General features: G+C 38.5%; 9 protein-coding genes and 1 other RNA gene. 4 read left to right on the top strand and 6 right to left on the bottom strand.

From position 1 onward, the window contains the following. Positions 1 to 157 precede the first annotated feature (157 nt). The 5 genes from ACFINM_RS05460 to ACFINM_RS05440 form a co-directional block, all read right to left on the bottom strand. Entirely contained in the window at positions 158 to 1,681 is a 1,524-nt protein-coding gene (locus ACFINM_RS05460) for a Do family serine endopeptidase (RefSeq protein WP_375621346.1), read from the bottom strand. Between the two features lie 151 nt (positions 1,682 to 1,832). Continuing rightward, on the bottom strand, positions 1,833 to 2,771 hold the full coding sequence (hflC, locus tag ACFINM_RS05455) for a protease modulator HflC (protein ID WP_375621347.1): 939 nt from the start codon (positions 2,769 to 2,771) through the stop codon (positions 1,833 to 1,835). Positions 2,772 to 2,773: 2 nt separating this feature from the next. Beyond that, positions 2,774 to 3,913, bottom strand: coding sequence for an FtsH protease activity modulator HflK (gene hflK, locus ACFINM_RS05450; protein ID WP_375612019.1), 1,140 nt, complete (start codon positions 3,911 to 3,913; stop codon positions 2,774 to 2,776). Positions 3,914 to 4,032: 119 nt separating this feature from the next. Beyond that, positions 4,033 to 4,542: a dihydrofolate reductase gene (locus ACFINM_RS05445; RefSeq protein WP_375621349.1), complete on the bottom strand. Its 510-nt coding sequence runs from the start codon at positions 4,540 to 4,542 to the stop codon at positions 4,033 to 4,035. Further along, entirely contained in the window at positions 4,539 to 5,333 is a 795-nt protein-coding gene (locus tag ACFINM_RS05440) for a thymidylate synthase (RefSeq protein ID WP_273722957.1), read from the bottom strand. The genes ACFINM_RS05445 and ACFINM_RS05440 overlap by 4 nt, the downstream gene beginning before the upstream one ends. Positions 5,334 to 5,546: 213 nt before the next feature. On the opposite strand from ACFINM_RS05440, the gene ACFINM_RS05435 reads away from it, so the two are divergent. The 3 genes from ACFINM_RS05435 to ACFINM_RS05425 all read left to right on the top strand — a co-directional run bounded on the left by ACFINM_RS05435 (position 5,547) and on the right by ACFINM_RS05425 (position 11,076). Beyond that, complete coding sequence (locus tag ACFINM_RS05435) at positions 5,547 to 6,854, top strand: MFS family transporter (protein ID WP_375621350.1); 1,308 nt, start codon at positions 5,547 to 5,549, stop codon at positions 6,852 to 6,854. A gap of 953 nt (positions 6,855 to 7,807) precedes the next feature. Then, positions 7,808 to 9,118, top strand: a complete 1,311-nt coding sequence (locus tag ACFINM_RS05430; protein WP_375640846.1) for an MFS family transporter — start codon at positions 7,808 to 7,810, stop codon at positions 9,116 to 9,118. Between the two features lie 650 nt (positions 9,119 to 9,768). Continuing rightward, the gene (locus ACFINM_RS05425; protein WP_375621352.1) at positions 9,769 to 11,076 is read left to right on the top strand and encodes an MFS transporter; all 1,308 of its coding nucleotides are present in this window, start codon (positions 9,769 to 9,771) and stop codon (positions 11,074 to 11,076) included. A gap of 69 nt (positions 11,077 to 11,145) precedes the next feature. On the opposite strand, the gene ACFINM_RS05420 is transcribed toward ACFINM_RS05425, so the two are convergent. Further along, complete coding sequence (locus tag ACFINM_RS05420) at positions 11,146 to 11,451, bottom strand: DUF2853 family protein (protein ID WP_375640845.1); 306 nt, start codon at positions 11,449 to 11,451, stop codon at positions 11,146 to 11,148. Positions 11,452 to 11,547: 96 nt separating this feature from the next. On the opposite strand from ACFINM_RS05420, the gene ssrA reads away from it, so the two are divergent. Further along, positions 11,548 to 11,904: a transfer-messenger RNA gene (gene ssrA / locus ACFINM_RS05415) on the top strand. Positions 11,905 to 12,013: the final 109 nt, after the last annotated feature.

Below are 12,013 nucleotides of genomic sequence, written 5' to 3'. Positions count from 1 at the left end.
AACATAAAGATATAATGATTTCCAATAGATTTTATATTGCACACCCCATGCTCTCTATCGTGAAATGAGCTTGAGAAATATTGGACATCACATGGCTGACTTGCAAAATATCCCACACACTAAGGCTGATAAAAAACAAAAAATAATTTTTTAAGGATCAATCCATTAGGAGCGTTACGAACCGTAACTCTCCATCTGGACGTGCTACAATAAAGAGAGCATTTTTGCGTCCAGCTTCACGTAATTTATGAATACGTTTTTTAGCCTCATCAATTGTTGTGATAGAACTCTGATTGATATCAACAATCACTTCACCAACGCGAATACGCTTTTTATCCGCTGCACTATTTTGTGCAACAGATGTCACCACTAGTCCTCGAAGTTTATCTGAAATTGAATAACGATGACGCAAATCCTCTGTCAGTTCAGATAACGTCATTCCCATAAATTGCATTGTCACGTTTTTCGACAAATCTTGATTTTTTTTATCATCAACTTCTTCTGTATCTTCATTTGGATCTGTTTCAATCAAACGTCCAAGCTTAACTTTTACTGTTGCTTCTTGCCCATTGCGTAAAATAGTAACGTCCACCACTTTTCCTTCTGAACTTTCTGCAACTAAACGCGGCAAATCACGTGCATGCTTAATTTTGGAATTACCAAAGGAAAGAATAACATCTCCAGTTTGTAACTGGCTATTATCTACATTATTTTCTTCCGTCTGTTCTATTTTACCAGCCACCAATGCTCCCACAGCATTGTCCAATTTTAAACTTTTTGCAATATCCTCTGTTACCGGCTGAATACGAATAGCCAACCAACCACGCCTTATTTCTCCAAAATCACGCAATTGATTAATAACAGAAAGAGCCATATCCGATGGAATAGCAAATCCAATACCGATAGATCCTCCCGAAGGTGAAACAATTGCTGTATTAATGCCAATGACTTCACCATTTCTATCAAATAACGGCCCACCAGAATTTCCCCGATTAATTGCTGCATCTGTTTGAATAAAATTATCATAGGGACCAGCATTAAGATCACGGTTACGTGCAGAAATAATACCAACCGTCACACTTCCACCAAAACCATAAGGATTACCAATAGCCATAACCCAGTCACCAATACGTGCTTTTTCTGAGTCACCAAAACGCACAGCTTTTAATTTTTTACTTCCTGCATCGACTTGAAGCAACGCCAAATCAGTTTTGCTATCCTTTCCAAGAAGCTTTGCCTTTAGTTTTGTACCATCCGTAAAATTAACTTCAATATCATCAGCATCTACAATAACATGATAGTTTGTAACAATAATCCCTTTTTGCGCATCAATCACAAAACCAGACCCTAAAGAACGCACCTTTTGAAATTGACTATCTTTTTGACCATCCTTGGGTGTAAAAAAATCACTGAAATATTCCTCCAGCAATGAACCTTTTGGGATAACGGGTACCGAGGTGTTTGCATCCTGTTCTGTTCCTTCAACAGTCTGCGCCGTAGAAATATTCACAACTGTTTCCAAAAGCTCAGAAGCTAAATCAGGAATAGAAAGCAATGCCTTGCTTGTCTCGGCTCCCCAAGACAAACTCACTGATCCTGATAGAAACAAAGTCACACAAAAAACAACTCTTGTGATAAAAAACTTTAAAAACGTATTTTTACTCACGACACTTCTATCCATGACATGCCTTTAATCAAAGATGCAAAGAGCCCCACTAAATTTATCTACGTAAAACCAGCACGGCTCGATACTCTCTACCACTTTTACCATAAAAGAAAATGGTCACAGATCATTCTTTTCATGCAAAATCTCGTATCTGCAATCCATTATTTTATCTATTCTCTCCCGATTTTGGATCAGTTTTACTGAAGCCAGTATTCATTGTCGGTAAGAATGCTTTATTTGCCTGCGGCGGATTACGAAAATAGAAAAAGAAATCCTCATTTGGAGAAATCACCATCGGTGTTTTCTCTAAATTCTTGTATTGTTCCATCGCCAACCAAAAATCGTAAAAAGACGGATTAGCCTCCCTCGCATTCAATAAAAGACGAATACTTTCAGCTTGACCTTCACCGCGGGTAATTTCAGCATCACGCTTTGCAGCTGCTACAATTTCTTCATATTCACGATTAGCTTCTGCCACAATACGATCTCGCTCCTGCTGACCACGAGCCCGGATATTTTCCGCAGCAGCTTCACGTTCAGCTGCCATTTGCCGATAGACATCTTCTGAAACAGCATCAGTCAAATCGGTTTTACGAATACGCACATCAACAATGGTAATACCCAACGAGCCTGCATCTACAGAAAATTGCTTCTGTACTTCAGCCATCATCGCGCCTCGTTCATCCGATAAGGCTGCTTTAAATTCTCGCTTACCATAAACAGCACGCAAAGCGTCAATAAACCGTGGTGCAAGGTTTTCACGTGCCGCAATTTGTGGACGCCCAGAAGCAATGCGCTGTAAAAACAACTTAGGATCTGTAATACGGTAAATAAAGAACGCATCCACCTCATAATACGCACCACCACGAACCTGTACAGATTGTGTAGGAACATCGTAACGCAATAACCGATTATCAACAATGATCATCTTATCGATAAAGGGCGCCTTGAAATAGATTCCAGGATTAGATTCTACCTGAACAATTTGTCCAAAACGCTTAATTGCTACTTGTTGACGAGGATAGACGATAAATACGGACATCCACAAAATCATCAAAACAAACACTATAGCACTAAAAACAAACAAAAAGCGAGATTGCTGCATAATTAATCTCCTCCAGAAATACGAGAATCTAAGAGTAACGCAGGACGCGCTGCTGTTGCCTTTACTTTTTCCGATGACTTGCTACGCAACAATTCATTCAAAGGTAAATAAGGCACCGCTGGAGAATTTGCCTGATCAAGAACCAGCTTATTTGGTGAAGAAAGAATCCGCCCCATCGTCTCCATATAGAGACGGTAGCGAGCAGCTTCTGGTGAAATCGCAGCCTCTCGAGCTATCGCCTGAAAACGTTCAGCACGCCCTGTTGCCTCTTCAACCATTTGTGCCTTTTCACCTTTTGCGATTTCCCGTGTGCGTGAAGCTTCACCATTTGCTAAACCAATTTTCGTAAAACGCACACGATTCCCCTCTTCAATCATTCTTCCACGTTCCTGCTCCGCCTGCTGAACAGAATTAAACGCAGCAGCAACCTTTGTCGGAGGAGCAGCTTCACTGATAGAAACACGGCTTATTTCGACACCAAGTTGATATTTATCCACAGTCAACTGGATAATCTTTCTAACGTCATTAGCAACTTCTTCTTTCTTGTCACGTAAAACATCATCAACCGGCCGCGAACCAATGACCTCACGCATTGCACTCTCAGCAACTTGGCGGACAGTTCCCTCTTGATCATTCACATTGAATAAAAACTGACTAGGGTATGAAATCCGATAATAAACGGAAAAATTAACATTAACGATATTTTGATCACTCGAAAGCATTAAACCATCACTTTGTTGCGCCTGACCGGGCTTCCCACCAATCGCGATTGTTTTTTCCGTTAAAGGGACTTTCATATAGGTCTCAATTGGCCAAAAATGAAAATGCAACCCATCACCAATAATGCCTTCTTTAGGGATGCCAAAGCGCAACTCTACCGCTTGTTCATTTTGCTGAACAATATAAATTGACTGGTATAGCCAAAAAAACACAATAAGCAGAAGGAATAAAACAGAAAAACTGCTTCTCCCGAATTGTTTAAACTGATCCTGCCCTTTGCGCAAAATTTCATTAAGATTAGGACCATTTTCGCCACCATTACCGCCACCAGAACCAAAGAGATTCTTAGCTGGTGTTTTTTTGTCACCACTGTTTTTATCGCCACTCCACGGGCCACCACCATTTTGATTTGTCCAGGGCATTATCACCTCTTTAACTGATTACCACTACTCGAACACCAACCATTTGCTTGATCTTATAGGGTGTCTCTTACCTCATTACAATACAACTGATAAACCCTTCCACTTCATATTACAAAAAATTATTTCCGCTCATAAACAACAAAACGTGTCGGATGACTATCTTTATCCCCTTTTGGAATATCTTGTGTTTGCACAATAGTCCACTTTTCTTTATCAAAAACAGGAAAAAAACTATCACCTTCTATAGAAGCTAAAACTTCTGTAAGGAATATTTTATCAGCCATATGCAACCCTTGTTGAAAAATTTCACCACCACCAATAATAAAAATTTCCTCTACATCATTTTGAGAAGCAACATTTGTTGCAAGAGAACAAGCTTGCGATAAAGAGTGAGCAACAACAGCCCCTTCAGCACAAAAGGTACAATCACGAGTAATAACGATATTTGTACGCCCTGGTAAAGGTCTCCCAATAGAATCCCAAGTTTTTCGCCCCATAACAATGGGCTTACCCAATGTCAAAGCTTTAAAGCGTTGCAAATCCGTTGATAAATGCCACGGCATTACACCTTCACGACCGATAACACCATTTTCTGCAACAGCAGCAATTAAACAAATGGAAATCGTCATATTGCTACCGGCGCTTTAATATGGGGTTGTGCTTCATAATTAAGCAACTCAAAATCCTCAAATTGAAAAGAAAAAAGATCTGTTACCGCTGGATTTATGCGCATACATGGCAAAGCATTTGGTATACGAGACAATTGATATTTTGCCTGTTCAAAATGATTAGAATAAAGATGAGCATCTCCCAGAGTATGAATAAAATCGCCTACTTTAAGACCGCTTACTTGCGCAATCATCATCGTTAGCAATGCGTAGGATGCAATATTGAATGGAACACCTAAGAAAATATCCGCCGAACGCTGATAAAGTTGACAAGATAATTTCCCCTCCGCAATGTAAAATTGAAAAAGACAATGACACGGAGGCAACGCCATTTCCTCTATTAATGCAGGATTCCAAGCTGATACAATCAAGCGACGAGAATCTGGCGTTTCCTTAATCATCGTTAAAAGATTGTTAATTTGATCAATATGGCGTCCATCAGGAGCGGGCCAAGAACGCCACTGATAACCATAAACAGGACCAAGATTTCCCTTTTCATCAGCCCACTCGTCCCAAATTGACACACCATGCTCTTTCAACCAAGCGATATTTGTATCGCCTTTAAGAAACCACAAAAGTTCATAAATAATTGAACGTAAGTGTAGTTTCTTTGTTGTCAACAACGGAAATCCTGCTTGTAAATCAAAGCGCATCTGATACCCAAAGATAGATCGCGTTCCAACACCCGTTCGATCTGTCCGATCAATACCCTGATTTAAAACATGAGATAAAAGAGCAAGATATGATTTCATGAGGGTATTATGTCCGATTCTTCTTATTATAGAAAATAAAAACTGTAAAATCCGTACAAACATAATTCAAATCTTTTTCCAAAAACATCTTACACAAGAAATTATCATGATCTAACTAAATTTTTGATGCAAAAGATAAAATACTATAGACAGCTTCTAAAAAAATGACATAAATGAACAAAGATGGATGAACATCAAATAAAGGGATCGACTATGGAAAAACAAGAAGCTTTAAAACCACATGATACAAGAAAACGTATCTGGGCTATCGTGTCCAGTGCATCAGGTAATCTAGTAGAATGGTATGACTTTTATGTTTATTCCTTTACATCTATTTATTTTGCATCACAATTCTTTCCCTCAGATGGCAATGACGTTACGCAACTTTTAAAAGCGGCGGGTGTTTTTGCTATTGGTTTTCTTATGCGCCCAATCGGCGGATGGCTTTTTGGCTTCATTGCCGATCGTTACGGACGCAAACGCTCAATGCTTATCTCTGTTTTTATGATGTGTGGTGGTTCGTTCTTAATCGCCCTACTTCCTACCTATGAAACCATTGGAATGGCAGCAGGAATTCTTTTACTTTTACTCAGAATGCTTCAGGGGCTTTCTGTCGGTGGTGAATATGGTACAACAGCAACTTATATGAGCGAAGTCGCCCTCAAAAATCGCCGGGGATTTTTTAGCTCTTTCCAATATACCACACTGATTGGAGGTCAACTTCTAGCCAGTCTCGTTATATTCATTTTAGCGCTTTATCTCACCGAAGATCAGCTAAAAGCGTGGGGCTGGCGTATTCCATTTGCCATTGGTGGATGCGGCGCAATTGTTGCGATTTATCTACGCCGCACACTCCATGAGACAACGACCAAAGAAAGTCGTTCTAGTGCACAAGCTGGTAGTATTAGGGGACTTCTGAGCAACCACCGAAAAGCTTTCTTTCTGGTTATTGGCTTTACAGCTGGAGGATCGCTCACATTCTACACCTATACGACTTACATGCAGAAATATCTGATCACAACCACTGGCTTTGATAAACATACAGCCACAACAATCATGACAGCTGCACTCTTTGTTTTCATGTTACTCCAACCCCTCTTTGGTGCTCTTGCAGATAAAATTGGAACAAGAACTTCACTCCTTATTTGGAGTGTCTTATCTATTATCTTTACCATTCCTGGACTTAATATGATTGGTAGTACTGATAGTACATGGATTGCTTTATCAGTCATTACTGGAATGCTCTGCATTATGAGCTTTTATACATCTATCTCTGGCATTGTAAAATCAGAAATGTTTCCCGCTTCAGTACGAGCAATAGGAGTTGGGCTCTCTTATGCTATTGCCAACGCACTGTTTGGCGGTTCTGCTGAATATGTCGCGCTTGGATTAAAAGATCTTGGATATGAATCTGTCTTCTATTTTTATATAACCGGCATGATGATTATTGCATTCATTGCTGTTCTCTTAATGCCAGATGCTCGCAAAAAAGGGTATTTACAAGGAGACGATATTCATTAACCTTTAATGTTAACAAACAAGGATTTTAATAAAAAAGCCCAGAGTACTGGGCTTTTTTATATCCTTTCCGATAGAAGTTTAAAGCTCACAATTTTTTATCCCTTCAAACACTCTAAAGAAGCAATGTTCCCTCCTGCACACGCCGCTTATAAAAATAAATGGCTTCATATTATTATGTAATAAATACTTCTTTAGCTTAATTTAATTCACTGAAGATAAAAAACGTTTGATTTATTTTAATATTCCCATGCCCACTCAAAATCGAAGAAAAGTGATTATCTTTCAAGAAATTTTATCAATAATAAAGATTACACTCATGATTTTGTTTAATACGTTCTTAATAGTACCCCCTCATGCAAAACAAATCCTTTCATGAAAAATAGAAAATACCATTTTATTATGAATTCGCACACTTTTTTGAGAAACATTTCTCAATGCACCCAACTCCATTTCACAACGGCACCCGTGAATGACATCACGTAAAAGCCCCGTAAAGTATAAACATGGGCATCACTCTCTTTACACTTAATAAAAGTGCAAGCCGCTATCATTATACTATTGAGGAACTCTTAATATTGTACTCCCCCTTAACACTTAAGATCATTCCTAAAAAGTATTTTAACTGATACACCAACCTAGCATGCAATAGTCAGTAACATCATTTTACGAAACAACATCAAGCATATAAACTAAAGAGTATCATATCTTCATAAACACTCTGCATATGCAAATAATTCACAATCAAACAAAAAATAATATTTCCTTAAGGATAGTAAAAAGCGTATAATTTACGCAATGTAACAACACCATGAGCCCAAAACACCACTGATAGCTCTAGAAAAAATCTTTATGTTTCCCTAAAAAATTATCATGATACAATAGCGTTTTTATAATGCACATCGTAAATAGCTTAAAAAAGAAGAAAAGTTATAAATCTAAAAGGGGAATACTTCATGAATAATCAAACAACTTTAGATCCACATGATACAAGGAAACGTATTTTTGCTATCATATCCAGCGCATCAGGAAATCTGGTAGAATGGTACGACTTTTATGCTTACTCCTTTGCATCGGTTTATTTTGCATCACAATTTTTTCCTGAAGATGAAGATATTGTTACACAACTGTTAAAAACGGCAGGAATCTTTTTTATTGGCTTTCTTATGCGTCCAATTGGAGCATGGCTCTTTGGATACATTGCGGATCGTTATGGACGTAAACGCTCAATGCTTATTTCTGTTTTTATGATGTGTGGTGGCTCTTTTCTCATTGCCATACTTCCCACTTATAAAACCTTGGGAATAACAGCAGCATTTCTTCTCCTTTTAATCCGTATGTTTCAAGGGCTTTCCGTTGGCGGTGAATATGGTACAGCAGCAACGTATATGAGTGAAGTTGCGCCCAAAAATCGTCGTGGTCTCTTTGCTTCTTTTCAATATGCAACAACGATCTCAGGTCAACTTCTGGCAAGTTTTATAATATTTATTTTAGCCATTTACCTTAACGAGGATCAGTTAAAAGCATGGGGATGGCGTATTCCCTTTATCATTGGTGGCTTTGGAGCAATCGTTGCAATTTATCTGCGTAGCTTGCTTCATGAAACAACAACCCTCAAAAGCCGCTCTGAACAACACGCTGGTAGTCTTAAAGAACTTTTTCGTAATCATAAAAAAGCTTTCTTTTTGGTTGTTGGCTTTACAGCTGGTGGATCTCTCACATTTTATACATACACCACTTATATGCAAAAATATCTGATCACAACCACTGGTTTTGATAAACAAACCGCAACAACGATAATGACTGCCGCCCTCTTTGTTTTTGTGCTACTCCAACCCCTTTTTGGTTCCCTAGCCGATAAAATTGGAGCAAGAGCTTCACTCATTAGTTGGGGGGCATTATCCATTATCTGCACCATTCCTGTACTTAAAATGATCGGTAATGCCCATAATCCATGGACAGCACTCTTAATTATTATTGGAATACTCTGTGTTATGAGTTTTTATACGTCCATTGCTGGTATCATAAAAGCAGAATTGTTCCCTGCTTCAATCCGAGCAATTGGTGTTGGATTTGCTTTTGCCATTGGCAACGCACTCTTTGGCGGTTCTGCTGAATATGTAGCGCTTGGATTAAAAAATATGGGATACGAATCTGTTTTCTTTTTTTACATCGTTGGTATGATGGTCATTGCACTCATCTCTATTCTTCTTATGCCCGATATAGATAAAGGAGGATATCTCGATAAAGACAATAGACTTCATTAAACTTATTTTCTGGATAAAAAAGCCCAAGAAATTGGGCTTTTTTTGATTCCCTCTCCACCCTAGTAAAGAACGAAAAGCCCGCCCCGCATTCGTCTTACAAACAACTCAGTTTCTCTTAAATTGTCTATAGTTACTGCCCTCTTTATGTAATTTACTTGATAAGATTCTATGGGCAGCCCTACCCTAAATATTTATCACGATATCTAAAAAACACCTCATACGGAAAACCTTATCTGAGGCTTACCTCACCCTCCTAAATAATGATGTGTTATGATACAATAAGATAATTAAGGACACAAAATCCCCTTTTACATTACTTAAGCTTTTTGAAATATTTTCAGTTTTGGGGCTTTCTGCTCATAAAGACCATCTCTTCTATAATCTTCCGGTATGCCAATAATTGCATTCTTCTCATAAAGTTTAAAGGTATCTTGATCTACTTTTCAATGTCCTCTCCCTTTAAATGCAACGTGATAACTTTTTATTCTATAACACAAGTAAAAATCTTAAAACGAATGACAACATAACTCTAATAAATCATCTTAAAGAGTTTCCCTAAGAAATTGTTATAATACCATTGAATTTTTCTGGAAATCATAAACAATTATGTTTAGAAAATATGAACTATAAATCCAAAAGGGGAACAATTCATGAAAAATGAAACAACTTCAGCATCACAGGATGCAAGAAAACGTGTTTTTGCTATTATAGCAAGCGCATCAGGAAATCTCGTAGAATGGTATGATTTTTACGTGTACTCATTTGCATCAATTTATTTTGCATCACAATTCTTTCCCTCCGATGGTGATACGATTACACCACTGTTAAAAACCGCGGGTGTGTTTTTTATTGGCTTTCTTATGCGCCCTATTGGAGCTTGGTTTTTAGGATTTGTCGCCGATCGTTATGGACGTAAACGCTCGATGCTTATATCCATTTTTATGATGTGTGGTGGCTCTTTTTTCATCGCCATACTTCCCACCTATGAAACCTTAGGAATAACATCAGCAATCCTTTTACTTTTAGCTCGGATGATGCAAGGACTTTCAGCGGGTGGTGAATATGGTACAGCAGCCACTTATATGAGCGAAGTTGCTCTCAAAAAACATCGTGGGCTTTTTGCTTCTTTCCAATCAGCCACCCTTATTACAGGTCAACTTCTTGCCAGCTTCATTATATTTATTCTAGCATCTTATCTCTCTGAAGATCAGTTAAAAGCATGGGGATGGCGTATTCCTTTTGTAATTGGTGGATTCGGGGCAGTGATTGCGATTTATCTGCGTCGTTCTCTCCACGAAACAACCACGAAAGAAAGCCGCTCTCACAAACACTCTGGCAGTCTTAAGGAACTTCTCACCAAGCATACAAAAGCCGTTGTCGTAATTGCATGCTTTGCATCAGGAGGATCACTCACGTTTTACACCTTTACGACTTATATGCAAAAATATCTGATCACAACCACCGGCTTTGATAAACATACCGCAACAACGATTATGACAGCTGTACTATTCATTTTCATCCTATTCCAACCCATAGCTGGTATCATAGCCGATAAAATTGGAACAAAAACTTTACTTATTATTTGGAGTATACTCTCTGCCATCTTTACATTTCCTGGACTCTGGATAATCGGTAATACGCATAGTATATGGGTTGCCTTTTCCGTCATTATTGGCTTGCTCTTCATTATGAGCATGTATACATCCATCTCTGGTGTCGTCAAATCAGCAATGTTTCCCTCTTCAATACGCGCATTAGGCGTTAGCATCTCTCATGCCATTGGCAACGCCTTATTTGGTGGTTCTGCTGAATACGTTGCGCTTGGATTAAAAAAGTACGGTCATGAATCACTCTTTTATTTTTATATAACCGTCGTGATGATCATGGCATTCATTGCTCTTCTCTTTGTCCCGAGTATGCGTAAAGGAGGCTACCTCCAAGAGGATGAAAAACATTAACCCTTTTTATCAACGAAAAAGCCCAAGAAATTGGGCTTTTTTTTATCATTATCACAAATTTAATATTGTTTAAATTTTATGAAGTGCATTAAGGTGCTTAGCAACTAGATAATAAAAAGTCACACGACTTTTTCTACGCTCTCCAGACATCATCTCAGCCACTTTTGAAACAGCCATTTTAGCACTCTTCTCATCGGCTTCTAAAACATCTTGAACCCATTTTTCAACACGTTCTAACTCTTTTGGATCCGATGTAGCAACAAGCGCTGCATCCTGCTTTTTCATCACTAAAGCTAAACGACGGCTAAGTCGTTCTACTGCTGCTTCATCGGGATTTAAATCATATAGTTTAATATCTGCTAGATTATTTGTCATTTTGCATCATCTCCTCTCCAAAAATGAGCGGACTATACTTTACAGCCGCATCATATAGCTCCATAAATAATTAGAGGATTAAAAATATTAACAACCCCCCTTTTCCTAAGACTGTTCTTCATCTATATTTAGAGGGCTGGTTTACCAGCTATGGTAATAAATGGACGGTGAAATAAACCTATTGGACCCGGGGGCGGTACCCGGCGCCTCCACCAAAATATAAAAAATCAAAATTATATTTTGGTGGGGGCGAAATAGGATCGACAAGGGTGTAAAGATCGCTCTTTTACTCGGCATTGTACCACCGTTATCGGGCTAAATGAGTAGTTGCAAATGACAACTATGCGGAAGCACGTCTCGCCGCTTAAGGTGGTGTGAATGTTTCAATTTAAGTCTTAAACCGTCGCAGGTTTAAGCGGGGTTCGGAGGCACCTGGCAACAGAAGCCTTCACTTTTTTAAATGTTGTTGATTGATCTTTCAGACATTATCAGACATTATTTACCATAGAGTTTCGTATTTATTCGATTTATTGAGGTGCATCGTAGAAAAAATCTGCTAATT

Origin of the sequence: Bartonella sp. AA168HLJHH (assembly GCF_042197365.1) — a bacterium.
Lineage (GTDB): Bacteria > Pseudomonadota > Alphaproteobacteria > Rhizobiales > Rhizobiaceae > Bartonella.
The sequence above is the reverse complement of the archived record's forward strand: the minus strand, read 5'-3'. Positions and strand labels throughout refer to the sequence as shown.